We start from the raw sequence: 25,793 nt of genomic DNA on the forward strand, positions 1-25,793 counted from the left end.
AGGAGCGAGCGCACAGGTAAATGGCAGGGCGCAAAATCCTGAAAGCGTCTCGCAAACTAAAAAACCCGTCTCAGTTACCGTCGGCTAATCTTTTTTTCCAGCCCAAACCTAAGGTATATTTCGCCTTCACAGGAGAAACTATGCTGCCAACTCAATCAACCCGATTAAACAAATACATTAGCGAGAGCGGGATCTGCTCACGTCGCGAGGCTGACCGTTACATTGAACAAGGTAACGTGTTTCTTAACGGCAAACGCGCCACCATCGGCGATCAGGTGGTCCCTGGCGATGTGGTAAAAGTAAATGGTCAGGTCATCGAACCGCGTGATGCCGAAGACCTGGTGTTTATCGCGTTGAATAAACCGGTTGGCATTGTCAGCACCACGGAAGATGGCGAGCGTGACAACATCGTTGATTTCGTGAACCACAGCAGCCGTATCTTCCCGATTGGCCGTCTGGATAAAGACTCTCAGGGGCTGATTTTCCTCACCAACCACGGTGACCTCGTCAACAAAATCCTGCGTGCCGGTAACGACCACGAGAAAGAGTATATCGTCACGGTGAATAAGCCGGTCACGGACGAGTTTATCCGCGGTATGGGCGCCGGCGTGCCGATTCTGGGCACTGTCACGAAGAAGTGTAAGGTCAAGAAAGAGGCGCCGTTTGCGTTCCGTATTACGCTGGTGCAGGGTTTAAACCGCCAGATCCGCCGTATGTGCGAGCACTTCGGTTATGACGTGACGAAGCTGGAACGGACGCGCATTATGAACGTCAGCCTGTCCGGTATCCCGCTGGGCGAGTGGCGCGACTTAACCGGCGATGAGCTGATTGAGCTATTCAAGCTTATCGAGAACTCCTCGTCCGAAGCGAAGCCGAAGGCCAAAGCAAAACCGAAAACCCAGGCGATTAAGCGCCCGGTGGTAAAGGCTCCGCAGTCCGAGGATAAAAACCGCGGTAAACCGGCCAACGGGAAACGCTTTGTCCAGCCTGGCCGCAAAAAGAAAGGGCGCTAATTAGCGCCTTCCACGGGTAGAGGTAGTGGCCGACCAGGAAAAGGTCGCCTCTGCATCGGGTTTATAAGCCTGCTCTTTTTTCAGTTTGCGGGCTTTTTTCGCTGCGGCGTCACGTTGCGCCATCAGTTTATCGATGTACTCCTTTTTTACCTGATTGGTTTCGGCATTCGTCAGCGTGCGGCCATGTGCGATGCGGGCGCGGTCGAGGAGCGTTTTCAGTTCGCGCTGCTCGGCTTCCGTCATGTCTTTCTGGGTCAAACGTGGTGTAGCCATTGCTGAAGCCTCCTGAGGGGGAGGCTTCAGTGTAAAGCAAATTAGCCCTGTTTCACCGCATCTTTTTTCGTTTGCCCATCGATCGGTTTGCCGGACCAGTATCCCGCCAGCAGCGAACCGGAGAGGTTATGCCAGACGGAGAACAGCGCGCCAGGTAGGGCCGCCAGCGGAGAGAAGTAAATCTTACCGAGCGCTGCGGCCAGGCCGGAGTTCTGCATGCCCACCTCGATTGCCAGCGTGCGGCAGGTAGATTCGTCAAAACCAAACAGTTTCCCGCCCCAGTAGCCGCCCAGCAGGCCAATAGTGTTATGCAGCACCACTGCGATGATCACCACAAAGCCCACGGAGGCAATGTGCGATGCGGAACCCGCCACCACGGCGCTGATAATGGCCAGAATACATACCATCGAAAACGCAGGCAGGTACGGCTCAACGGCCTTCACCACGCGCGGGAACAGGTGATGGATGATCAGACCCAGCGCAATCGGGATCACCACAATCTGCAGAATGCTGAGCAGCATGCCCATCACGTCCACCTGAATATGCGCGTCCACATACAGACGGGTTAACAGCGGTGTGGCAATCACGCCCACCAGCGTGGAAACGGAGGAGATCGTGACGGAGAGCGCCACATCCCCTTTTGCCAGGTAGATCATGACGTTGGACGCCGTCCCGCTGGCCACGCTGCCCACCAGCACCATCCCGGCGGAGAGATCGGGTGGCATCTTAAAGGCCATCGCCAGCAGCCACGCCGCAAGCGGCATCACCAGGTAGTGCAGGAAAATCCCTGCTGCGACGGGCGCAGGGCGAGACAACACGCGTTTGAAGTCGTCGATTTTCAGATGCACGCCCATACCGAACATGATCAGCATCAGCAGCGTGGCGACCCACGGACCAATGCCCGTGAACGTGGCGGGGGTGTAATACGCGAGTACGGAGAGCAGCAGCGCCCATAACGGGAACAACCGTGTAATGACGGATAACATAGTGAATTCCTTGCAGTATTGTCGTGTTGTTTAGTTATGAAAAAGCCGGGTCTGTGCCCGGCTTATAGGTATTGTTTATCGTGCTAACGAATTTTATTCAAACAAATTCTGATGAAGTTTCTGCACGACCTGCTCGGCCTGATCGGCAGGCACCAGGAAGCAGAGGTTATAGCTGGACGCGCCGTAGCAAATCATACGGATGCTGAACGGGTCGAGTACGCCGAACACCTCTTTACCCACGCCGCAGGCGCGCGACAGTTTATTGCCGATGATGGCAACCAGCGCCAGGTCTTCTTCCACTTCCACGCGGCACAGTTCAGACAGCTCAATCAGCAGCGACTGGGTCAGCAGGGTGTCGCCTTTGGATGTTGAACCGGTCGTATCCAGCGTCAGCGCAATGCTCACTTCTGACGTGGTGATCAGATCGACAGAGATATTGTGGCGCGCAAGGATGCCGAACACTTCTGCCAGGAAGCCGCGGGAGTGCAGCATGTTATGACTGTGCAGCGTGACCAGCGTCTGCTTGCGACGCAGAGCCAGCGCCCGGAACAGCGGCGGGCTTTCGGTTCTCTTGCACACCATCGTGCCGCCTGCCTTCGGTTCTTTGCTGGAGCCGACGAAGACCGGAATATCGCTGCGCACGGCAGGCAGCAGCGTTGCCGGATGCAGCACCTTTGCGCCGAAAGTGGCCATCTCTGCCGCTTCTTCAAACGCAATCACATCAATACGTTTTGCCGTAGAGACTACGCGCGGGTCGGTGGTGTAAATGCCCGGCACGTCCGTCCAGATATCCACGCGCGTGGCATGCAGCGCTTCGCCCAGCAGGGCTGCGGTGTAGTCGCTGCCGCCCCGGCCAAGCGTCGTCGTGCGACCTTTGGCTTCACTGCCGATAAAGCCCTGGGTGATCACAATACTTTCTTCCAGGCGCGGTGCCAGCTGCTGGCTGGTCAGCTCGGCCAGCGCCTCAACGTCCGGTTCGGCACGGCCAAAGCGATCGCTGGTGCGCATCACTTTACGCACGTCAAACCACTGCGCCTGAATGTTACGCTCGCGCATAATCTCGACAAACAGCAGGGTCGACATCAGCTCTCCGTGGCTGACCAGTTCATCCGTCAGGGCGGAGGAGTTTGCCAGAGAGGCCGCTTCTGCCAGGGTGGTGATATTTTCCAGCAGACGTTCTATTTCCTCGCGGATCACATTCGGATTCTGTAGACACTCAAGGATGTCGAACTGAATTTTGCGCAGCGCGTCCAGCTTCACGAAACGTTCTGTCGCTTCGAGTCCTTCAGACAGAGAAACCAGCAGGTTCGTCACGCCAGCGGATGCAGAGAGCACCACCAGGCGGGTATTCGGATCGGCCAGCACCACATCAGCGCTGCGGTTCATGGCAGCGTAATCTGCCACACTGGTGCCGCCAAACTTGGCGACCACAAAACTCGTCATAACAACCTCGTGTCAGGGAATGAATAAGCGACCATGGCACAAGAATGAAATGAAAACAGGTGCAGGCGCAAAATACGGCCCTATAAATAAAATGCGGGGGAGGTCCTGTCAATGCTGGGATTATGCGGATTTTTTATGGGGGGGTACCCCTGAGAAACAGGACTTATAACAGAGCCAGATTTTATGCTCCGTTTTAGGGCATTTTGACCGACATTTCGCCGCCCCGGGAAGGCTCTTCAGCAGCTATACTTTTCGGGTCTTTTCACCTGTGTTTGATGCAGGCCAGGGCAATGGCATAAAAACCATCACAATTTTTATTTGCAGGCGCTACAATCGACCGCAGTCACAATTCTCAAATCAGAAGAGTATTGCTAATGAAAAACATCAACCCAACGCAGACCGCTGCCTGGCAGGCACTACAGAAACATTTTGATGAAATGAAAGACGTCACCATCGCGGATCTGTTCGCGAAAGATGCCGATCGTTTCACTAAGTTCTCCGCGACCTTCGACGACCTGATGCTGGTGGATTTCTCCAAAAACCGCATTACCGAAGAAACTCTGGCAAAACTGCAGGATCTGGCGAAAGAAACTGAGCTGGCCGACGCCATCAAATCCATGTTCTCCGGTGAGAAGATTAACCGTACCGAAGACCGTGCCGTGCTGCACGTGGCCCTGCGTAATCGTAGCAATACGCCAATCATCGTTGACGGCAAAGACGTCATGCCGGAAGTGAACGCGGTGCTGGAAAAGATGAAAGCCTTCTCTGAAGCGATCATCTCCGGTAGCTGGAAAGGCTACACCGGCAAAGCGATTACCGACGTGGTGAACATCGGTATCGGTGGTTCAGACCTCGGCCCGTTCATGGTGACCGAAGCGCTGCGCCCATACAAAAACCACCTCAACATGCACTTCGTCTCTAACGTTGATGGTACCCACATCGCCGAAGTGCTGAAGAACGTAAACCCGGAAACCACTCTGTTCCTGGTGGCATCAAAAACCTTCACCACCCAGGAAACCATGACCAACGCCCACAGCGCGCGCGACTGGTTCCTGAAAACCGCTGGCGACAACAAGCACGTGGCGAAACACTTCGCGGCGCTGTCTACCAACGGTAAAGCTGTCAGCGAGTTCGGCATTGATACCGCGAACATGTTCGAGTTCTGGGACTGGGTTGGCGGCCGCTACTCCCTGTGGTCTGCGATTGGTCTGTCCATCATCCTGTCCGTCGGCTTTGACAATTTCGTTGAGCTGCTTTCCGGCGCGCACGCAATGGATAAACACTTCTCCACGACCGCGCCTGAGAAAAACCTGCCGGTCCTGCTGGCGCTGATCGGTATCTGGTACAACAACTTCTTCGGCGCTGAAACCGAAGCGATCCTGCCATACGACCAATATATGCACCGCTTTGCGGCCTACTTCCAGCAGGGCAACATGGAATCCAACGGTAAATACGTTGACCGTAACGGCAACTCGGTGGATTACCAGACTGGCCCAATCATCTGGGGCGAGCCGGGCACCAACGGTCAGCATGCCTTCTACCAGCTGATCCACCAGGGCACCAAAATGGTACCGTGCGATTTCATCGCCCCGGCTATCACCCATAACCCGCTGTCTGACCACCATCCGAAGCTGTTGTCGAACTTCTTTGCACAGACCGAAGCGCTGGCGTTCGGTAAATCCCGCGAGGTGGTTGAGCAGGAATACCGTGACCAGGGTAAAGACCCGGCAACCCTGGACCACGTTGTGCCGTTCAAAGTGTTTGAAGGCAACCGTCCAACTAACTCCATCCTGCTGCGCGAAATCACACCGTTCAGCCTGGGCGCGCTGATTGCCCTGTACGAGCACAAGATCTTCACGCAGGGCGCTATCCTGAACATCTTCACCTTTGACCAGTGGGGCGTTGAGCTGGGCAAACAGCTGGCAAACCGTATTCTGCCAGAGCTGGGTGACGATAAAGCGATTGCCAGCCATGACAGCTCGACAAATGGTTTGATTAACCGTTATAAAGCATGGCGTGCGTAATTAAAACGTCATGAAAACGTGCCGGCTTAATGCCGGCATTTTTTTATCAGATAATTCCTGATGTCTGTTAGTTAACTCAAATTCCGAATCTGAGTTTAATCCGAAAAAGACGCTTAACCCGTTAATTGCTGCGGTTTATTTTAAGAAAATACGTAGAAGGTCGTTAATATAGATATATTATAACTTGTTGATTTTAAATGGTTATATATTTATGTTATTTGTCTTTCATTTCGATTTTATCCATTAGTCCGAAAACCCGATCCCTATTTCCCCTTACGGCAAACCCACGGCAGTAGTTGTGTATACTCGATTCCGCCTGAAATTCTTTTCGGGCAAATCTCCATTCATTCATTGAAGGGAAATTGTTATGAAGAAAGTACTGTATGGCATTTTTGCCATATCTGCGCTTGCGGCGACATCTGTCTATGCAGCTCCGGTTCAGGTCGGGGAAGCGGCAGGGTCGGCTGCGACGTCTGCGTCTGCGGGAAGTTCTACCGCAGCCAGCGCCAGCACCGTAAGTTCAGCCGTGGGTGTCGCGCTGGCGGCAACCGGTGGCGGTGATGGCTCCAATACCGGAACCACGACCACCACGACGACCAGCACCCAGTAATACCGGGTGTTTTAATCATAACCACACTTCGGTGTGGTTATTTCGCCCCTTCGGAGAAGAGTCGTGAAGCGACCTGCAATCATCCTGATTTGCCTGCTGCTGCAGGCGTGCTCGGCCACCACCAAAGGGCTGGGAAACTCACTGTGGGAAAGCCTGTTCGGCACACCGGGCGTGCATCTGACCGATGACGAACTGCAGAACATGCCGTATGCCAGCCAGTACATGCAGCTAAACGATGGCCCGCAACTGTTTGTGGTGCTCGCTTTCGACGAAAACGGGCAGCAGAAATGGGTGACGCAGGATCAGGCCACCATCGTGACGCAGCATGGCCGTATCGTGAAAACCTTGTTGGGCGGCGACAACCTGCTGGAAGTGAATAATATCGCTGCCGATCCGCTGATCAAACCGAACCAGATCGCCGACGGCGCAAACTGGACGCGCACGATGGGCTGGACCGAACATAAGCAGGTGCGTTACGCCACGGCACGCTCGACCTTCCGCTGGGACGGCACGGACAACGTGAAAGTCGGCAGCGACGAAACCCATGTTCGCGTGCTGGATGAAGAAGTCACCACCGACCAGGCCACCTGGCATAACCGTTTCTGGATCGACGAGGAAGGGCAGATCCGCCAGTCCCTGCAGTATCTCGGTGCCGGATTCTTCCCGGTGAAAACCACCCTGATCAAGGCGGCGAAATCATGAAAATGCTCATCCACGTTATGCTTCTCGCCAGTCTTGCCGCGCCGCTGGCATGGTCCGCAGGGACGGTGAAGGTCTACACGCCGGACAGTGAAAAACCTAAAACCTTAACCCACGCTGAGCATCTGCTCGATCTCGTCGGACAGCCAAGGCTCGCCAACAGCTGGTGGCCGGGAGCCGTGATCGCTGAACGGCAGAAGACCGTTGAAGCGGAACAACAGCACAAGGCGCTCCTTGCCAGGCTGACGGGGTTAGCGGAGCAGGAAGATGGCGACGACGCGGTGGCCATTAACAGCGTTCGCCAGCAGCTGCAGGCGCTGAAGGTGACGGGCCGTCAGAACGTGAATCTTGATCCAGATGAAGTGCGCGTCACGGAAAAGGGCAACCCCACACTTGAAGGGGAGTATACGCTCTGGCTGCCGGTGAAGCCGACGACGGTGACCGTGATGGGGCTCATCAGCAGCCCGGGTAAAAAGCCCTTTACGCCCGGTCGTGACGTGGCGAGCTACCTCGACGAGCAGAGCCTGCTGAGCGGTGCCGATAACAGCTACGCCTGGGTGGTTTACCCTGACGGACACATACAAAAAGCCCCCGTCGCTTACTGGAATAAACGGCATATCGAACCTATGCCGGGCAGCATCATTTTTGTCGGTTTTGCCGACCATTTCTGGACGAAGGCGTATGACGGGCTTAACGCCGATATCCTTCACTCCCTGATTCAGCGGATACCGGAATAATGAAAAGAACTTATCTCTACAGCATGCTGGCGCTCTGCGTGAGTGCCGCCTGCCATGCAGAAACGTATCCGGCACCCATTGGCCCGTCTCAGTCAGACTTCGGCGGCGTCGGTTTACTGCAAACGCCCACCGCGCGTATGGCGCGCGAAGGGGAAATTAGCCTTAACTACCGTGATAACGACCAGTATCGCTACTACTCGGCGTCGGTGCAGCTGTTCCCGTGGCTTGAAACCACGCTGCGCTATACCGACGTGCGTACGAAACAATACAGCAGCGTTGAGGCGTTCTCCGGCGATCAGACTTACAAAGATAAAGCCTTCGACGTCAAGCTGCGCCTGTGGGAAGAGAGTTACTGGATGCCGCAGGTGTCCGTGGGTGCCAAAGATATCGGTGGTACCGGTCTGTTTGATGCGGAATACATCGTGGCCAGTAAAGCCTGGGGGCCGTTCGACTTCTCGCTCGGCCTGGGATGGGGTTATCTGGGCACCAGCGGTAACGTGAAAAACCCGTTTTGCTCCTACAGCGAAAAATATTGCTACCGCGATAACAGTTACCAGAAAGCGGGCTCCATCAACGGGGACCAGATGTTCCACGGTCCGGCGTCGCTGTTTGGCGGTGTGGAGTATCAAACGCCCTGGCAGCCATTACGCCTGAAGCTGGAGTATGAAGGGAATGACTACTCGCAGGACTTCGCCGGGAAAATTGAGCAAAAGAGCAAGTTTAACGTCGGCGCCATTTATCGCGTCACTGACTGGGCCGACGTTAACCTCAGCTACGAGCGTGGCAATACGGTGATGTTCGGCTTCACGCTGCGCACCAACTTCAACGACATGCGCCCGCACTACAATGATAACGCGCGGCCTGCATACCAGCCGGAGCCGCAGGATGCGATTCTGCAGCACTCCGTGGTGGCAAACCAGCTGACGCTGCTGAAATACAACGCCGGCCTGGCCGATCCGAAGATTCAGACCAAGGGCGATACGCTTTACGTCACCGGCGAGCAGGTGAAATACCGCGACTCGCGGGAAGGGATTGAACGCGCCAACCGGATCGTTATGAACGATCTGCCGGAGGGGATCCGCACGATCCGCGTGACGGAAAACCGCCTCAACCTGCCGCAGGTCACAACCGAAACGGACGTTGCCAGCCTTAAGCGTCATCTGGAAGGCGAGCCGCTCGGGCATGAAACCGAGCTGGTGCAAAAACGCATCGAGCCCGTGGTGCCAGACACCACAGAGCAGGGCTGGTATATCGATAAATCGCGCTTTGATTTCCATATCGATCCGGTGCTGAACCAGTCCGTCGGCGGGCCTGAAAACTTCTACATGTATCAGCTGGGCGTGATGGCAACGGCGGATCTGTGGCTCACCGACCACCTGCTGACCACCGGCAGCCTGTTCGGCAACATCGCCAACAACTATGACAAGTTCAACTACACCAACCCGCCAAAAGACTCGACGCTGCCGCGCGTGCGTACCCGCGTGCGTGAGTACGTGCAGAACGATGTCTATGTGAATAACCTGCAGGCCAACTACTTCCAGTATTTCGGCAACGGCTTCTACGGCCAGGTGTACGGTGGGTATCTGGAAACCATGTACGGCGGCGCGGGGGCAGAAGTGCTTTATCGTCCTGTCGACAGCAACTGGGCGTTCGGGATTGATGCTAACTACGTCAAGCAGCGTGACTGGCGCAGCGCGCAGGACATGATGAAGTTCACCGATTACAGCGTCAAAACGGGCCATCTGACCGCCTACTGGACACCGTCGTTCGCACCTGACGTGCTGGTGAAAGCCAGCGTCGGCCAGTATCTGGCAGGCGATAAGGGCGGTACGCTGGATATCTCTAAACACTTCGACAGTGGCGTCGTGGTGGGCGGCTACGCCACCATCACCAACGTTTCGCCGGACGAATATGGGGAAGGGGACTTCACCAAAGGGGTCTACGTGTCGATTCCGCTGGATCTGTTCTCGTCAGGCCCAACCCGCAGCCGTGCGGCCATCGGCTGGACGCCGCTGACGCGCGACGGCGGTCAGCAGCTTGGACGTAAGTTCCAGCTGTATGACATGACCAGCGATAAGAACATTAACTTCCGCTGATGCTTCACGCCGGGCGGCACTGCGTTTGCCCGGCCTACGGTTTTTGTAGGCCCGGTAAGCGCAGCGCCACCGGGCGAATGCGCCAAACATAAACAAAAAATATAGATCCCCGTCACATTTTTGCGTTATACAGGAACCTCGCCCTGGAGAATGAGGTGCTGTATGACATCCCTGACTCGCCCGCGCGTTGAGTTTATCTCAACTATCCTCCAGACCGTGCTGAACCTCGGTCTGTTGAGCCTTGGCCTGATACTGGTCGTCTTTTTGGGTAAAGAGACGGTGCATCTGGCGGATGTGCTGTTCGCCCCTGAACAAACCAGCAAATATGCGCTGGTGGAAGGACTGGTGGTCTACTTTCTTTACTTTGAATTTATCGCCCTGATTGTGAAGTACTTTCAGTCCGGCTTTCACTTCCCGCTGCGTTATTTTGTCTACATTGGGATCACTGCGATAGTGCGGTTGATCATCGTCGATCATAAATCCCCTCTCGACGTGCTGATCTACTCGGCGGCGATCCTGCTGCTGGTGATCACCCTCTGGCTGTGCAACTCGAAGCGGCTGAAACGCGAATAAAAAAATGGCGGCCCGGAGGCCGCCTAACAACAGTCACAAGTTGGGTCAATACAATACGTCTAAAGTTGAGGGTTGCAGTGGCATAACAGATGAAACTTAACCTTTCACACCGCCCGCCGTCAGGCCGTTAACCAGCCAGCGCTGCGCCAGCAGGAACACCACGGTAATCGGGATGGCGGAAAGAACCGCCGCTGCGGCAAAGTCGCCCCACAGGTAGTTTTGCGGGTTGAGGTATTGCTGCATACCCACGGCCAGGGTGTAGCTGTTCACATCACGCAGTAACAGTGAGGCAACCGGCACTTCGGTGATGGCGGCGATAAACGACAGAATAAAGACCACCGCCAGGATAGGCACAGACAGCGGCAGCAGCACCAGACGGAACGCCTGCCACGGAGTCGCACCATCCAGCGCTGCCGCTTCTTCCAGCGAGCCGTCGATGGTTTCGAAATAGCCTTTAATGGTCCATACATGCAGTGCGATACCGCCAAGATAGGCGAAGATCACGCCGCCGTGGGTGTTCAGACCGATAAACGGTACGTACTGGCCCAGACGGTCAAACAAGGCATACAGAGCCACCAGTGACAGCACGGCCGGGAACATCTGGAAAATCAGCATCCCTTTCAGCAGCGTCGCTTTGCCCGGGAAGCGCATGCGGGCGAAGGCGTAGGCGCAGGTAGTGGAGAGCGCCACGATACCAATGGCGGTAATGCCTGCGATTTTCACCGAGTTCCACAGCCACAGCAGCACCGGGAACGGCGGCGGCGTGACGCGGCCATCCGCGTGTTCCACGCTAAAGCCCAGTGCGAGCTTCCAGTGCTCCCAGGAGATTTCGTCCGGGATCAGGCTCCCGGTGGCGAAGTTACCCGAACGCAGGGAGATGGCGATAACCATCAGCAGCGGGAACATGATCGCCGCGATAAAAATCAGCAGGCCTAAGTGCGTCGCCAGGAGGCGTAGTTTCTGAGATTTGGGTTGTACCATTGCCATGATCGATGCCCTCCTTAGTCAAATTTCATACGTGTGGCTTTCAGGTTCACAATCGCCAGGGCGCCTACCAGCAGGAAGATCAGGGTGGCAATCGCCGCCGCCAGACCGAAGTCCTGACCGCCGCCGCCTTCGAAGGCGATACGGTAGGTGTAGCTCACGAGCAGGTCGGTATAGCCTGCTGGCGTCGTGGTACCAAGGCGGTCCGGGCCGCCGTTGGTCAACAGCTGAATCAGCACGAAGTTGTTAAAGTTAAAGGCGAAGCTGGCAATCATCAGCGGCGTCAGCGGCTTAATGAGCAGCGGCAGCGTAATTTTGAAGAAGTTCTGGAACGGGCCCGCGCCGTCCATCGCCGAGGCTTCGTACAGATCGTCCGGGATAGCCTTCAGCAGGCCCATGCACAGGATCATCATGTACGGATAACCGAGCCAGGTGTTCACGATGATAATCATCGAGCGAGCGGTGGTCGGGTCGCTGAACCAGGCCGGTTTGATACCGAACAGGGCGCTCAGCATCATGTTGATTTCACCGAAGCTCTGGTTAAACAGCCCTTTGAAAATCAGAATCGAGATAAACGACGGTACGGCATACGGCAGAATCAGCAGCACGCGGTAAATCGCTTTGCCTTTCAGGGATTCCCACTGGACGAGACAGGCCAGCACCATACCCACGGCAACGGTCAGGATCACCGTCAGCACCGAGAAGACCACCGTCCAGACGAAGATGGCGAAGAACGGTTTCTGAATGCCTTCGTCGGTAAACACGCGGGTAAAGTTGTCCCAGCCGATGGTGACGGTGTAGCCCGGGCTGAGCTTGTCATCACCCCATTTGCCGTCGGCAGTAATGGACTGATAGAAACCAATATCGTTATTCGGACGATATTTTACGCCGCTCTGGTTGTTGGTCAGGGTGCCGTCATCCGCCAGGGTATAGAGTGGCTGCGTGCCGGAAAACTGGCGCAGTGAGCTCATGGTCACTTTGCTTTCGTCTGGCAGCACGGCGGTGAGCTGGGTCAGCGCCTGACGGTTCTGGGTAATGACGCGCAGGTTGGCACGTTCACCTTCCGGCAGGGCTTGTGCCTCTTTTAAGGCCAGCTTCTGCTCGCCGCCAAATTTGAACGCGTCGGAGACATAGTATTTGCTGCTTGCTTCGTCAGTAAGCGCTAACTTCCACTCGTTCCCGGCAGGATACAGGCCGAAGTTAAAGGTCTTGCCGGCCTGATATGAGCGATCCAGCAGGACCTGCTGCGCGCGTTCCTGCGCAAGCTGGTTGGTGCTGCTGTAGTTGGTAAACGCAATGGCGATGGTACAAATCAGCGGGAACAGGACAAACAGCCCCATCCCGGCAACACCTGGGTAGACATAGCGCCAGGCATAGGCTTTACGATTAGCGAAAATATACAGGCCAGCAGAGCTTAAAATCAGCGTCATGATGGCAAACAGATATTCCCCTTGTACGTACATTAAAACAACAAGGTAACCCACCAGCAGACACAGCAGACCGATCGCTGACCACTTCAGCGCGTCACTTTGCCACCAGTGCTTCTTTTTAATGACATCCATGGGGTTCTTCCTCTACAACGGTGGAAACTTATCGTCAGGTGGCGCTGCGCTTACCTGACCTACGGATCGTGCCGTAGTCGTAGGGCGGGTAAGCGCATGCGCCACCCGCCGTTTTTCAGACTTACTTGGTAATACGACCCTGAGCATCTTTCAGCGCGGCATCGACAGTCTGACGACCGCTTGCAGCGTTGATGACCGCAGTACGCGTGGCGTACCAGAACGCGGCCATCTGTGGGATGTTCGGCATAATTTCGCCTTTCTGGGCGTTATCCATGGTGGCCGCGATACGTGGGTCTTTCGCAAGATGATCCTGGAAGGATTTCAGCGCGACGGCACCCAGCGGTTTGTCCTTGTTCACTTCATCCAGACCCTGATCGGTCAGCAGGTAGTTTTCCAGGAACTCTTTCGCCAGCTCTTTGTTCGGGCTGGCGGCGTTGATGCCCGCGCTCAGCACGCCAACGAACGGTTTAGACGGCTTGCCTTTGAAGGTTGGCAGCAGCGTGACGCCGTAGTTGATTTTGCTCTTGTCGATGTTGGTCCAGGCCCACGGACCATTGATGGTCATCGCGGTTTCGCCTTTGTTGAACGCCGCTTCTGCGATGGAGTAGTCGGTATCCGCGTTCATGTGTTTGTTCTTGATCAGATCCACAAGGAAGGTCAGACCTGCTTTCGCGCCCGCGTTGTCCACGCCCACGTCTTTCACGTCATACTTGCCGTTTTCAAACTTGAACGCGTAACCGCCGTCGGCAGCAATCAGCGGCCAGGTGAAGTACGGCTCTTGCAGGTTGAACATCAGGGCGGATTTACCTTTCGCCTTCAGCTCTTTATCCAGTTTAGGGATCTCTTCCCAGGTTTTCGGTGGGTTTGGTACCAGGTCCTTGTTGTAAATCAGAGACAGGGCTTCAACCGCGATAGGGTAAGCGATCAGCTTGCCGTTATAGCGAACGGCGTCCCAGGTGAACGGGAACAGTTTGTCCTGGAAAGCTTTGTCTGGCGTCACTTCTGCCAGCAGGCCAGACTGCGCGTAACCCCCGAAACGGTCATGCGCCCAGAAGATGATGTCCGGGCCGTCGCCGGTTGCTGCAACCTGCGGGAATTTCTCTTCCAGTTTATCCGGGTGTTCTACGGTAACTTTGATACCGGTGTCTTTCTCGAATTTTTTGCCCACTTCGGCCAGGCCGTTATAGCCCTTGTCGCCGTTAATCCAGATAACCAGTTTGCCTTCTTCAATTTTGGCGAGCGCCGGTGCGGAAATCATCATTGCTGCGAGGGCGGACAATGCGAAAACGCGTGCGCCAGTCTTGATATTCATAGCTGCCATCCTTTTTGGTGATGTCTCATGGTATGACTTCAGTGGTTCAACGTGTCTCAGTCTCCTTATTTGACATCCTCTTTCCATCCTCCCAACCCCTACGCCCCACCCCCCGTTTGTGTGATCTCCGTTGCATAAATTTAAGTTATGAGTGCTGGCGCACATAAAAACCCACCGAATTTTGCAGGCGGCTTCACGAATTTTGCCTCAGCCCTCCCACAGCGGTCGCAGAGCCTGCTCTCTCATCCTCCCGCCTCCTCCCCCATAAAAAAGGCGGGGGGTGGAGGATTCGGGAAAGTAATGGATACCCCATAGTGAACTTATCTTGAATGTTTCTGTCGGTGACAGGTTGTAACGAAGGGAGAAGGGCATGGCGAGCGTACAGCTGCGTAATGTAACGAAAGCCTGGGGTGACGTTGTGGTGTCGAAAGACATCAATCTGGACATCAACGAAGGTGAATTCGTGGTGTTTGTTGGCCCATCAGGCTGTGGTAAATCTACTCTGCTGCGTATGATTGCCGGTCTTGAAACCATCACCAGTGGCGATTTATTTATTGGTGATACCCGTATGAACGACATCCCGCCTGCCGAACGTGGCGTAGGCATGGTGTTCCAGTCTTATGCACTTTATCCCCACCTTTCCGTTGCTGAGAACATGTCCTTTGGCCTGAAGCTGGCCGGGGCGAAGAAAGAGGTCATTAACCAGCGCGTGACGCAGGTGGCGGAAGTGTTACAGCTGGCTCACCTGCTGGAGCGTAAACCAAAAGCGCTTTCCGGTGGTCAGCGTCAGCGTGTGGCGATTGGCCGTACCCTGGTCGCCGAACCGCGCGTGTTCCTGCTCGATGAACCTCTCTCTAACCTGGATGCCGCCCTGCGCGTCCAGATGCGTATTGAAATCTCCCGTCTGCACAAGCGTCTTGGCCGCACGATGATTTACGTCACCCACGATCAGGTGGAAGCGATGACCCTCGCCGACAAAATCGTGGTGCTGGATGCCGGCCGTGTGGCGCAGGTAGGTAAACCGCTGGAGCTGTACCACTACCCGGCAGACCGCTTCGTTGCGGGCTTCATTGGCTCGCCAAAGATGAACTTCCTGCCCGTCAAAGTGACCGCGACAGCCATTGAACAGGTACAGGTGGAGCTGCCAAACCGCCAGCAGATCTGGCTGCCGGTTGACAGCGCCAACGTACAGGTCGGGGCAAACATGTCCCTCGGTATTCGTCCTGAACATTTACTCCCGAGCCACATCGCCGATGTGACCCTGGAAGGTGACGTTCAGGTCGTCGAACAGCTTGGTCACGAAACACAGATTCATATCCAGATCCCCGCCATCCGTCAGAACCTGGTCTACCGCCAGAATGACGTGGTGTTGGTAGAAGAGGGTGCCACATTCGCTATCGGCTTGCCGCCAGAGCGCTGCCATCTGTTCCGTGAGGATGGCACTGCATGTCGTCGGCTGCATAAAGAGCCAGGCGTTTAAGCAATCCCAAAAGAAGACACGAAACCGACAGGTGAAGTGTTCAAAGAAAAGCAATGATCTCAGGAGATAGAATGATGATTACTCTGCGCAAACAAGTCCCTCTGGCAATCGCCGTTGCGGCAGGCATCCTGTCTGCCCAGGCAGGTGCCGTGGACTTTAAAGGTTATGCTCGTTCCGGCATTGGCTGGACCGGGAGTGGCGGTGAACAACAATGTTTTGCAACGACAGGTACTGGCGGTACTAAATACCGTCTCGGTAACGAATGTGAAACCTATGCGGAATTGAAACTGGGCCAGGAAGTGTGGAAAGAGGGCGATAAGAGCTTCTACTTCGACACCAACGTCGCGTATTCCGTCTCTCAGCAGAACGACTGGGAATCCACCAGCCCGGCCTTCCGTGAAGCAAACGTGCAGGGTAAAAACCTGATTGAATGGCTGCCAGGTTCTACCATCTGGGCCGGTAAGCGCTTCTATCAGCGTCATGACGTTCACATGATCGACTTCTACTACTGGGATATTTCAGGTCCTGGTGCGGGTATCGAAAACATCGACCTGGGCTTCGGTAAGCTCTCTCTGGCAGCAACTCGTTCTTCTGAGTCCGGCGGTTCTGCGACCTTCGCTGACCGTGATGAGAATGGCGACCGCGTTTATGACCACATTGTGCCAAACGATGTCTTCGATGTCCGTTTAGCCGGTCTGGAAACTAACCCGGGCGGTACGCTGGAGCTGGGTGTTGACTACGGTCACACCAACATCCCAGATGATTACTACCTGCAACCTGGCGCCTCTAAAGATGGCTGGCTGTTCACCGCTGAACACACCCAGAGCATGATGAAGGGCTTCAACAAGTTCGTGCTGCAGTACGGTACGGACTCTATGACCTCTAACGGCAAAGGCATCCCACAAGGTGGTAGCGTTGATAACGATGGTTCCATGTGGCGCGTGCTGGACCACGGTGCAATCACCCTGGCAGACCGTTGGGACCTGATGTATGTCGGTATGTACCAGAACATCGATCGTGACAACAACAACGGTACCGAGTGGTGGACCGTGGGTGTTCGTCCAATGTTCAAATGGACGCCGATCATGAGCACCCTGCTGGAAGTTGGCTACGACAACGTCAAATCTCAGAAAACTGACGAGAAAAACAGCCAGTACAAAATTACCCTGGCACAACAGTGGCAGGCAGGCGACAGCATCTGGTCTCGTCCGGCTATCCGTGTCTTCGCAACTTACGCGAAGTGGGATGAGAAATGGGGCTACGCAAATAGCGGCAGCGATCAGGCCGCAGGCTACACCCCTGGGGTAGCGTATAACGACACTTCTGCACGTACCTTCAGCCGTGGCGACTCTGATGAGTGGACCTTCGGTGCCCAGATGGAAATCTGGTGGTAATTCGTTAGACCTGACGTAATGACCTAAAAGAGGGGCGCAAGCCCCTCTATCCTTAGGGTGCTGCGCGCTATTGCCTGGCCACCGCAGTGCTCACGCTATCAGAGGTAATAACAATGAAAATGAAGAAAAGTCTCGTCGCGCTGTGCCTCTCTGCGGGGCTGATGGCCTGTGTTCCGGCGGTCTCCCTGGCAGACGTGAATTTCGTACCACAAAATACCAGCGCTGCGCCAGCTATCCCGGCGGCGGCGTTCCAGCAGCTGACCTGGACGCCAGTCGATCAATCCAAAACGCAGTCGACACAGCTTTCTACGGGCGGCCAGCAGCTGAACGTGCCGGGGATCACCGGGCCGGTTGCCGCCTACAGCGTACCGGCCAACATTGGTGAGCTGACCCTGACGTTAACCAGCGAAGTTGACAAGCAGACAAGCGTCTTTGCGCCGAATGTGCTGATTCTGGACCAAAACCTGACGCCTTCTGCTTTCTTCCCGAGCAGCTACTTTAGCTATCAGGAACCGGGCGTGATGAGTGCAGACCGTCTGCAAGGCGTTATGCGCCTGACGCCTGCCCTGGGACAGCAAAAGATTTACGTGCTGGTATTCACAACAGAGAAAGATTTGCAGCAGACAACAAAGCTGGTTGACCCGGCGAAAGCCTACGCTAAAGGCACCGGCAACTCTGTCCCGGATATTCCGGACCCGCTTGCCCGTCATACTACTGATGGTCTGATCAAACTGAAAGTCTCCACCAACAGCGCTTCCAGCGTACTGGTTGGCCCACTGTTTGGTTCGTCTGGCCCGGGTCCGGTAACCGTGGGGAATACCGCTGCACCTGCCTATGCCGCACCAGCCGCACCGGTGGCGACCGCAGCGCCTGCCCCGGCGAAGAAAGCCGAGCCGGTTCTGAACGACACCGAAGAGTACTTCAACAACGCCATTAAGCAGGCGGTGAAGCGCGGCGATGTCGATAAAGCGCTGAAACTGCTTGATGAAGCCGAACGTTTAGGTTCAACCACTGCCCGTTCCACCTTTATCAGCAGTGTAAAAGGCAAGGGGTAACCGTTTCCCCACAGTGCTGATTTGTTAGTCGTTTGGTGCGCCTGAGTGGGCGCACTTTTTTTCGTATCCGCCAGGCTGTTGCGCCCATGTTGCGATCGTGATCGTTAAATAACGTTTGGCCCCCCTCAATCCGTGTTTCTGCGATACAATGCCATTACGTTATGTATCGGAGAGTCTGGCATGTCACACCCTGCGCTAACGCAACTGCGTGCGCTGCGCTATTTCGACCAAATACCTGCGCTTGATCCGCAGCAACTGGACTGGTTGTTGCTGGAAGATTCCATGACGAAACGTTTTGAGCAACAGGGTAAAACGGTCACGGTGACCTTGATTCAGGAAGGGTTTGTCTCTGGCGATGAGATCGCCAGCGAGCTGCCGCTGCTGCCGCAAGAGCCACGTTACTGGCTGCGCGAAATTTTACTCTGTGCTGATGGTGAGCCGTGGCTTGCCGGGCGGACGGTGGTGCCCGAGTCCACCCTTTCCGGGCCAGAACTGGCGCTGCAACGTCTGGGGAAAACGCCGCTGGGGCGTTACCTTTTCACCTCGTCTGAGCTTACCCGGGATTTTATTGAGATTGGTCGTGATGCCGAACTCTGGGGGCGTCGTTCCCGCCTTCGCCTGAGTGGTAAACCGTTAATTCTGACGGAGCTTTTTTTACCGGCATCACCGTTGTACTAAGAGGAAGAAAAAATGGAGTGGAGCCTGACGCAGAATAAGCTGTTGGCGTATCACCGCTTAATGCGTACCGATAAACCGATTGGCGCGTTACTGTTGCTGTGGCCGACCCTATGGGCGCTGTGGCTCGCAACGCCGGGCGTGCCGCCGCTGTGGATCCTTGGCGTATTCGTTGCCGGCGTCTGGCTGATGCGCGCGGCGGGCTGCGTGGTGAATGACTATGCCGATCGTAAATTCGACGGCCATGTTAAGCGTACTGCCGGTCGTCCGTTACCCAGCGGACAGGTCACCGGGAAAGAAGCCCGCGTGCTGTTCATTGTTCTGGTGCTGTTCTCTTTCCTGCTGGTGTTAACCCTCAACACGATGACCATTCTGCTTTCCGTTGCGGCGCTGGCGTTGGCCTGGGTGTATCCGTTTATGAAGCGCTATACCCACCTGCCTCAGGTGGTGCTGGGCGCGGCGTTTGGCTGGTCGATTCCGATGGCGTTTGCGGCAGTTAGTGAGTCCTTACCGCTCAGCTGCTGGCTGATGTTCCTGGCGAACATTCTCTGGGCCGTGGCGTATGACACGCAATACGCGATGGTAGACCGCGACGATGACCTGAAAATTGGCATCAAATCAACCGCCATCCTCTTTGGTCGTCAGGACAAGCTGATTATCGGTATCCTGCAGTTCGCGGTACTGGCGCTGATGGTCGCGATCGGTCGTCTGAACGGTCTGAACTGGGAGTTTTACTGGTCCGTGCTGGTGGCGGGACTGCTGTTTGCGTACCAGCAAAAGCTGATTGCGAAGCGCGAACGCGAAGCCTGCTTCAAGGCGTTTATGAATAATAACTACGTCGGTCTGGTGCTGTTTTTAGGGCTGGCGATGAGCTATTTCTCCTGAAAAATAGCCCGGTGGCGCTGACGCTTACCGGGCCTACGTGTCGTGCCGAATTGTAGGCCGGGTAAGGCGTAGCCGCCACCCGGCTTTTTTACCGGCGGCGCAGCAGCCGAAGCGCGTTCGCCGTCACCAGCACCGTTGCCCCGGTATCCGCCAGCACCGCCAGCCACAAGCCGGTCATGCCGAGCAGGGTCGTCACCAGGAAAATCCCTTTCAGACCGAGCGCAATGCCGATGTTTTGACGGATATTGGCCCGCGTCGCGCGCGCCAGGGCGATCGTCTGTGCCAGCCCGGTCAGGCGGTTATGGGTCAATGCCGCATCGGCCGTTTCCAGCGCCACGTCGGTGCCGCTGCCCATCGCAATACCGATGGTGGATGCTTTCATCGCCGGCGCATCGTTAATCCCGTCACCGACCATCGCCAGCGGCGCGTGAGCGTTCAGCTCCGTTACCGCGCTGACCTTATCCGCAGGCAACAATCCGGCTTTAAACTCCAGCCCCAGCTCACCGGCAATCGCTGCTGCCGCGCGAGGGTTATCACCGGTGAGAATAACGCCCTGTACGCCTAGCTGATGCAGCGCCGCCACGGCTTCTTTTGCGTCATCGCGCAGGGTATCGCGCAGCGCCAGCATCCCTTTCGCGACACCGTCCTGCATGACGGTCACGACGGTTTGTCCGGTCTGTTCTAACGCCTCAATCTCTGGGTTAGAGGACTTGCCAGCCGCGACAATCAGTACCTTTTTACCGTCTACGGTGGCCTCAATCCCTGACCCGACCAGCGCCCGCTGGGCGGTTGCCGGAGGGATGTTCAGCCCGCGCGACTGCGCTTCACGCACAATCGCCTGCGCCAGCGGGTGAGTGGACCCCCGTTCAACGGCGGCGGCCAGTGTAAGCAGCTCATCTTCACTGCTTTCCTGCGGATACACGCCGGTCACCTGTGGCTTGCCGACGGTTAACGTACCGGTTTTATCGAAGGCGATATGCTGGACCTGGCTCAGTTGTTCCAGTGCCGCGCCGCCCTTAATCAGCGCCCCGCGACGTGCCGCAGCCGCCAGACCTGAGGTAATCGCCGCCGGGGTGGAAATCACCAGCGCGCACGGACAGCCAATCAGCAGCAGCGTCAGCCCTTTATAAATCCAGCCCTCCCATGGCGCGCCGAAAAACAGCGGTGGGACGACGGTGACCAGCAGGGCAACCAGCATGATGGCAGGGGTATAAATCCGGCTGAAGCGATCGATAAAGCGTTCGACCGGCGCGCGGCGCTCTTCTGCCTCTTCAATCAGCTTCAGGATACGGTCGATGGCGCTGTCGCCCGGCTCGGAAAGCACGGTGAGTTGCACCAGACGGTCGACGCTGGTGGCGCCAGCAGGCACTTTTTCACCCGCGGCGCACTCTACCGGAATGGATTCCCCGGTCAGGGCGCTTTCATCAAAGCTTGCGGTGGCGGTAAGCAGCGCGCCGTCGGCAGGCAGACGCCCCCCAGCGGCCACTTCAATCACGTCGCCCGGGCGCAGCGTATTGATGGCGACCGTTTCACGAGTACCGTTTATCACGCGAGTGGCGGTTTCCGGCTTCAGCGCCATCAGCGCGCTGACCCCTTTACGCGCCCGGCTCGCGGCCCAGCCCTCAAGACGCTCGCCGATTAAGAACAGCAGCAGCACCATCGCCGCTTCTGCCGTCGCGCCAATGAACAGCGCGCCGATCGCCGCCACGCTCATCAGCGTTTCGATGGCAAACCAGCTGCCGCTTTTCATCAGGCGCAGCGCCTGACGGGCAATCGGGAACAGCCCGACCAGGGTGGTGGCGATAAACGCCAGATTGCCGAACGGATGGTTAATCTGTTCCAGCCCCCAACTCAGGGCCATCATGATGATGAGGGTAATGAGCGGCAGGTTTTCTTTCAGGGAGGAGGCTTTTTCAACGGGCGCCGTTTCGCTACGCAGGGTATAGCCCGCCTTGCTGACGGCGGCTTCAACCTGTTTGCTGACGTCATTATCGGCGCTAACCAGCAGCTTTTCGGTGGCGAACAGCACCTGAACGTGGCTGACGCCCGACACTTGTTTGACCGCGTTTTCCACTTTGCGGGCGCAGGCCGCGCAGTCCATACCGTTGACGACCCAGCTGTAGCGGTTACCGCTTTCAGGAAGGGGTTGAGTTGGCGTTTCACACACGCCTTCGCAGCAGCAGTCGTCTTTCGACGGAACCGGACTGAGCTTAAGAGCCGAGAATTGAGGGGCTTTTTTTGGTATTTCTGGAGTCGACATGGCAGTCTCCGGTAATGATAATTTTCTCATTAACCGCAGCATACACTCTGGAGTCGACTCCAGAGTCAAGGTTTATTTAAATATACAGCGAACGCACGATCAGGAAGTGCCCGGCAAAATAGCAGGCGGCGGCAATCGCGTTATCCGCGCGGAAGCGGCGGCGATAGTGGCTGCCCAGCCAGACGATATTCCCGATGAACAGCAGCGCCGCACCGAAGAATGCGGACATCGCCGGAGCGGTCGGACGGAAGAACCACAGCTCGCCCGCCAGCCACACCATCACCAGGGTCATGGCGATAAAGGTACAGACCGGCAAACGCATCTCTTCCAGACGTGACCAGATCACCGCAATCAGCAGTGCGCCAATCACCAGCAGGACCAGCGGCAGCGGCCAGAAGAAGGAGAGCGTCATCTGGCTGGCAAAGTAGATGGTATACAGCAGATGCGACAGGAAAAATGCCCCTACGGCATACAGCAGGCGCTGGCGCGGCAGCAGGGTCAAGGCGTCGCCAATCAGAGATGCACACAGCCCGGCGAGCACCAGATAGCTGACGGCGTTAAACATCGGCGCTTGCCAGGCCAGCAGCAACAGGAGCAACAGCGTGACCGGTTTAAACAACCAGCGCTGCCAGGTGGGACCGCGGTACGACGCATCGACATAAAGCCATGCGGAAAAACAGACAGCGATAAATGACCAAAGCATATTAACTCCCTGTATCTGTTAAGTCTGAATAATCAGTTTCTGATCCAGTGTAGTGACGCGGGCGGGCGTTTGGCAATGGCGGGGAAGGCAAGGTATCCTGAATTCCGCAAAATCTGATGGGATTGTCGAATGAGCAAGATGCCGCTGTTTTTCATTATCGTGGTGGCGATTATCGTCATTGCCGCCTCGTTCCGTTTCGTGCAGCAGCGCCGCGAGAAGGCGGATAACGATGCCGCGCCGCTGATGCAAAAGCGCGTGGTGGTGACGAACAAGCGTGAGAAACCGCTGAACGACCGCCGCTCGCGCCAGCAGCAGGTGACGCCTGCGGGCACAGCAATGCGCTATGAGGCGAGCTTTAAGCCGGAAACCGGCGGGCTGGAGATGACCTTCCGCCTGGAGGCGCAGCAGTATCATCAGCTGACGGTGGGGGAGAAAGGAACCCTGAGCTATAAAGGATCGAGATTTGAAGGGTTTGTACCGGAGCGGTAATGCCGGGCGGCACTGCGTTTGCCCGGCCTACGGGGTTTCGTAGGCCCGGTAAGCGAAGCGCCACCGGGCGACTAAACGCACCTTACTTCTTCACCTGCGCCTTAAACTTCTTCATCCACACCAGCAGTTCAAACACGCCGAAAATAAAGACGCGCAGCTGCTGCCAGCCCGTCATCTGCGGGTCGTCTTTCGGCAGGCCGTTTTTCAGCATCACCATCTGCAGGGCGTGCATGAACGAGGTGAAAATCAGCGCCACGTTAACGAAAATGTTCATTGGGCGCGGGAACGGGTGCACCAGATTCAGAATCAAGAACGCCCAGACGCCCAGCATCAGCAAACGTCCCAGGTTAATCAGTACCGGCATCGGATCCTCCTTGTGCCTGACGGTGATACAGACGATAAGCAACCTGACCTGCGACTTTTTCACGGTGCAGATCCCAGTGAGTGGGAACCGGTGGTAAACCGTTTTCCACTTCGCTTTCAACGTAAATTAGCGCGTCATCCGCCAGCCAGCCGTTTTGCTCCAGCAGGGATAACGTCTCCTCCAGCAGCCCCTTGCGGAACGGCGGGTCGACAAACACCACGTTATGCGGCGTGCCTTTCTGCGCAAGAAAACTCAGCGTGTTGGTGTTCACGACGTTGGCGTTGCCCGCCTTCAGCGTCGCCAGATTTTGCTGCAGCGTCTGCGCCACACCGCGCTCCATCTCCAGCAGCGTGGCGCTGGCAGCATAGCGCGACAGCGCTTCCAGCCCGAGCGCGCCGCTTCCGGCGAAACAGTCCAGGCAGTGGGCGTCTACCATTGACGGGGCCAGCCAGTTAAACAGCGTCTCGCGCACGCGGTCGGTAGTAGGGCGTAAACCGGGGCTGTCCGGCACCGGTAATTTCCGGCCTCGCCACTGACCGCCGATAATACGAATTTGACCGGCCGGGGCGCGGTTGGGTTTCTTCATCTCAGGAAAGCTCTGTTAACAATTGGCCTGCGATTGCGGGCGGTGATGTCAATTAAGTAAAGTGTTAGACTATTTCATCATTTTTTTAGCTTCCATGTATATAGCGCCGCGAGGAGTGTAGTCGCAGATGGCAAAACAAAAAAAACGTGGCTTCTTTTCCTGGCTGGGCTTCGGTGAAAAAGAGCAAGAAACAGAACAGAAAACCGAAGAGCAACAAGCCGTTGAAGAGCAGTCACAGCCTGAAACGCCTGTAGAAACCGCCGCGGTAGTCGAAGCGGAAGAAACGGCGCACAGCAAAGAAGAGATTGAATCCTTTGCAGAAGAAGTGGTTGAGGTTACGGAACAGGTTCAGGAGAGCGAGAAGCCAGAACCGGTTGTCATCGACGCCGTTGCCGAAGTGCCGCAGGCCGTTATCGAACACGAAGAGCTGCCGTTGCCGGAAGAGGTGAAAGCCGAAGAGGTTTCTGCCGAAGAGTGGCAGGCCGAAGCGGAAACCGTTGAAATTGTTGAGGCGGTGGAAGAAGAGACGGCACTCGAGCCAGAGCTGACTGACGAAGAGCTGGAAGCTCAGGCGCTGGCGGCACAAGCCGCTGAAGAAGCGGTCATTGTTGTGCCGGTGGAAGAACAGCCGGAAGAAGAGATCGTTCAGGAGCAGGAAAAACCGACCAAAGAAGGTTTCTTCGCGCGTCTGAAACGCAGTCTGCTCAAAACCAAAGAAAACTTAGGTTCCGGATTTATCAGTCTGTTCCGCGGCAAGAAGATCGACGACGATCTGTTTGAAGAGCTGGAAGAACAATTGCTGATTGCGGACGTTGGCGTGGAAACCACCCGTAAGATCATCGCCAATCTGACCGAAGGGGCGAGCCGCAAACAGCTGCGCGACGCCGAAGCGCTGTACGGTCTGCTGAAAGACGAGATGGGTGAAATTCTCGCAAAAGTTGAGGAACCGCTTAATATTGAAGGCAAAACGCCATTTGTTATTCTGATGGTTGGCGTGAACGGCGTGGGTAAAACTACCACCATCGGCAAGCTGGCGCGCCAGTTCGAGCAGCAGGGTAAATCGGTGATGCTGGCGGCGGGCGATACCTTCCGTGCGGCAGCGGTTGAGCAGCTGCAGGTTTGGGGCCAGCGCAATAACATCCCGGTGATTGCCCAGCATACCGGCGCGGATTCCGCGTCCGTGATCTTCGACGCCATCCAGGCGGCGAAGGCGCGCAACGTGGACGTGCTGATTGCCGATACTGCAGGGCGTTTGCAGAACAAATCGCACCTGATGGAAGAGTTGAAGAAAATCGTTCGCGTCATGAAGAAGCTGGACGAAGACGCACCGCATGAAATTATGCTGACCATTGATGCCAGCACCGGACAGAACGCCATCAGTCAGGCGAAGCTGTTCAATGAAGCGGTAGGACTGACGGGGATTGCGCTGACCAAACTGGACGGCACCGCCAAAGGCGGGGTGATCTTCTCCGTGGCCGATCAGTTTGGTATTCCTATCCGTTACATCGGTGTGGGCGAGCGTATTGAGGATTTGCGTCCGTTTAAGGCGGACGACTTTATTGAGGCATTATTTGCCCGAGAGGACTAACA

At 56.1% G+C, this 25,793-nt stretch carries 24 protein-coding genes; 14 read left to right on the forward strand and 10 right to left on the reverse strand.

Translation table 11 applies throughout. From position 1 onward, the window contains the following. The first annotated feature begins 140 nt into the window (after positions 1-140). Positions 141-1,013 (forward strand): 23S rRNA pseudouridine(2604) synthase RluF, encoded by an 873-nt coding sequence (gene rluF / locus FU672_RS17600; RefSeq protein WP_148244219.1) that lies wholly within the window; start codon positions 141-143, stop codon positions 1,011-1,013. Here rluF and FU672_RS17605 read toward each other — a convergent pair whose 3' ends face one another. The 3 genes from FU672_RS17605 to lysC form a co-directional block, all read right to left on the reverse strand. Next, entirely contained in the window at positions 1,014-1,286 is a 273-nt protein-coding gene (locus FU672_RS17605; protein ID WP_023309994.1) for a YjbD family protein, read from the reverse strand. Between the two features lie 41 nt (positions 1,287-1,327). Next, the gene (panS, locus tag FU672_RS17610; protein WP_148244220.1) at positions 1,328-2,272 is read right to left on the reverse strand and encodes a ketopantoate/pantoate/pantothenate transporter PanS; all 945 of its coding nucleotides are present in this window, start codon (positions 2,270-2,272) and stop codon (positions 1,328-1,330) included. Positions 2,273-2,365: 93 nt separating this feature from the next. Continuing rightward, positions 2,366-3,715 (reverse strand): lysine-sensitive aspartokinase 3, encoded by a 1,350-nt coding sequence (gene lysC, locus FU672_RS17615; RefSeq protein ID WP_108418104.1) that lies wholly within the window; start codon positions 3,713-3,715, stop codon positions 2,366-2,368. Positions 3,716-4,089: 374 nt separating this feature from the next. Between lysC and pgi the strand changes: the two genes are divergently transcribed. The 6 genes from pgi to psiE all read left to right on the forward strand — a co-directional run bounded on the left by pgi (position 4,090) and on the right by psiE (position 10,454). After that, the gene (pgi, locus tag FU672_RS17620; protein WP_148244221.1) at positions 4,090-5,739 is read left to right on the forward strand and encodes a glucose-6-phosphate isomerase; all 1,650 of its coding nucleotides are present in this window, start codon (positions 4,090-4,092) and stop codon (positions 5,737-5,739) included. 367 nt (positions 5,740-6,106) lie between these two features. Then, entirely contained in the window at positions 6,107-6,349 is a 243-nt protein-coding gene (gene yjbE / locus FU672_RS17625; RefSeq protein WP_008503423.1) for an exopolysaccharide production protein YjbE, read from the forward strand. 63 nt (positions 6,350-6,412) lie between these two features. Continuing rightward, positions 6,413-7,051: a YjbF family lipoprotein gene (locus FU672_RS17630; protein WP_148244222.1), complete on the forward strand. Its 639-nt coding sequence runs from the start codon at positions 6,413-6,415 to the stop codon at positions 7,049-7,051. Then, the gene (locus tag FU672_RS17635; RefSeq protein ID WP_148244223.1) at positions 7,048-7,785 is read left to right on the forward strand and encodes a capsule biosynthesis GfcC family protein; all 738 of its coding nucleotides are present in this window, start codon (positions 7,048-7,050) and stop codon (positions 7,783-7,785) included. The genes FU672_RS17630 and FU672_RS17635 overlap by 4 nt, the downstream gene beginning before the upstream one ends. After that, on the forward strand, positions 7,785-9,881 hold the full coding sequence (locus FU672_RS17640; RefSeq protein WP_148244224.1) for a YjbH domain-containing protein: 2,097 nt from the start codon (positions 7,785-7,787) through the stop codon (positions 9,879-9,881). Before FU672_RS17635 ends, FU672_RS17640 begins: the two co-directional genes overlap by 1 nt. Before the next feature lie 162 nt (positions 9,882-10,043). Continuing rightward, the gene (psiE, locus tag FU672_RS17645) at positions 10,044-10,454 is read left to right on the forward strand and encodes a phosphate-starvation-inducible protein PsiE (protein ID WP_000202963.1); all 411 of its coding nucleotides are present in this window, start codon (positions 10,044-10,046) and stop codon (positions 10,452-10,454) included. A 96-nt stretch (positions 10,455-10,550) separates the two neighbouring features. Here the strand turns inward: psiE and malG are convergent, their stop codons facing one another. The 3 genes from malG to malE all read right to left on the reverse strand — a co-directional run bounded on the left by malG (position 10,551) and on the right by malE (position 14,312). Then, positions 10,551-11,441, reverse strand: a complete 891-nt coding sequence (gene malG, locus FU672_RS17650) for a maltose ABC transporter permease MalG (protein ID WP_023310002.1) — start codon at positions 11,439-11,441, stop codon at positions 10,551-10,553. 14 nt (positions 11,442-11,455) lie between these two features. Further along, on the reverse strand, positions 11,456-13,000 hold the full coding sequence (gene malF, locus FU672_RS17655) for a maltose ABC transporter permease MalF (protein WP_047345627.1): 1,545 nt from the start codon (positions 12,998-13,000) through the stop codon (positions 11,456-11,458). 121 nt (positions 13,001-13,121) lie between these two features. Then, on the reverse strand, positions 13,122-14,312 hold the full coding sequence (gene malE, locus FU672_RS17660) for a maltose/maltodextrin ABC transporter substrate-binding protein MalE (RefSeq protein ID WP_032645104.1): 1,191 nt from the start codon (positions 14,310-14,312) through the stop codon (positions 13,122-13,124). A 370-nt stretch (positions 14,313-14,682) separates the two neighbouring features. On the opposite strand from malE, the gene malK reads away from it, so the two are divergent. From malK to ubiA, 5 genes are all read left to right on the forward strand, one after another. Beyond that, positions 14,683-15,792: a maltose/maltodextrin ABC transporter ATP-binding protein MalK gene (gene malK / locus FU672_RS17665; protein WP_148244225.1), complete on the forward strand. Its 1,110-nt coding sequence runs from the start codon at positions 14,683-14,685 to the stop codon at positions 15,790-15,792. 71 nt (positions 15,793-15,863) lie between these two features. After that, a complete protein-coding gene (locus FU672_RS17670) occupies positions 15,864-17,186 on the forward strand; it encodes a maltoporin (protein ID WP_148244226.1) in 1,323 nt (440 codons plus the stop codon). Positions 17,187-17,299: 113 nt separating this feature from the next. Then, a complete protein-coding gene (malM, locus tag FU672_RS17675; protein ID WP_148244227.1) occupies positions 17,300-18,241 on the forward strand; it encodes a maltose operon protein MalM in 942 nt (313 codons plus the stop codon). 180 nt (positions 18,242-18,421) lie between these two features. Next, entirely contained in the window at positions 18,422-18,919 is a 498-nt protein-coding gene (gene ubiC / locus FU672_RS17680) for a chorismate lyase (RefSeq protein ID WP_023334136.1), read from the forward strand. A gap of 12 nt (positions 18,920-18,931) precedes the next feature. Beyond that, positions 18,932-19,801, forward strand: coding sequence for a 4-hydroxybenzoate octaprenyltransferase (gene ubiA, locus FU672_RS17685; RefSeq protein ID WP_148244228.1), 870 nt, complete (start codon positions 18,932-18,934; stop codon positions 19,799-19,801). Between the two features lie 88 nt (positions 19,802-19,889). Here ubiA and zntA read toward each other — a convergent pair whose 3' ends face one another. Both zntA and FU672_RS17695 read right to left on the reverse strand, forming a co-directional pair. Beyond that, the gene (gene zntA / locus FU672_RS17690) at positions 19,890-22,061 is read right to left on the reverse strand and encodes a Zn(II)/Cd(II)/Pb(II) translocating P-type ATPase ZntA (protein ID WP_148244229.1); all 2,172 of its coding nucleotides are present in this window, start codon (positions 22,059-22,061) and stop codon (positions 19,890-19,892) included. Positions 22,062-22,137: 76 nt separating this feature from the next. Further along, positions 22,138-22,764, reverse strand: a complete 627-nt coding sequence (locus FU672_RS17695) for a lysoplasmalogenase (RefSeq protein ID WP_148244230.1) — start codon at positions 22,762-22,764, stop codon at positions 22,138-22,140. A gap of 129 nt (positions 22,765-22,893) precedes the next feature. On the opposite strand from FU672_RS17695, the gene FU672_RS17700 reads away from it, so the two are divergent. Further along, a complete protein-coding gene (locus FU672_RS17700; RefSeq protein WP_148244231.1) occupies positions 22,894-23,253 on the forward strand; it encodes a DUF2500 domain-containing protein in 360 nt (119 codons plus the stop codon). 82 nt (positions 23,254-23,335) lie between these two features. Here the strand turns inward: FU672_RS17700 and FU672_RS17705 are convergent, their stop codons facing one another. Next, the gene (locus tag FU672_RS17705; protein WP_148244232.1) at positions 23,336-23,617 is read right to left on the reverse strand and encodes a DUF1145 family protein; all 282 of its coding nucleotides are present in this window, start codon (positions 23,615-23,617) and stop codon (positions 23,336-23,338) included. Further along, entirely contained in the window at positions 23,601-24,203 is a 603-nt protein-coding gene (gene rsmD / locus FU672_RS17710) for a 16S rRNA (guanine(966)-N(2))-methyltransferase (protein ID WP_148244233.1), read from the reverse strand. The genes FU672_RS17705 and rsmD overlap by 17 nt, the downstream gene beginning before the upstream one ends. Positions 24,204-24,330: 127 nt before the next feature. Between rsmD and ftsY the strand changes: the two genes are divergently transcribed. Then, complete coding sequence (ftsY, locus tag FU672_RS17715) at positions 24,331-25,791, forward strand: signal recognition particle-docking protein FtsY (RefSeq protein WP_148244234.1); 1,461 nt, start codon at positions 24,331-24,333, stop codon at positions 25,789-25,791. The last annotated feature ends 2 nt before the right edge of the window (positions 25,792-25,793 follow it).

The organism is Enterobacter asburiae (genome assembly GCF_008080435.1).
Lineage (GTDB): Bacteria > Pseudomonadota > Gammaproteobacteria > Enterobacterales > Enterobacteriaceae > Enterobacter > Enterobacter asburiae_C.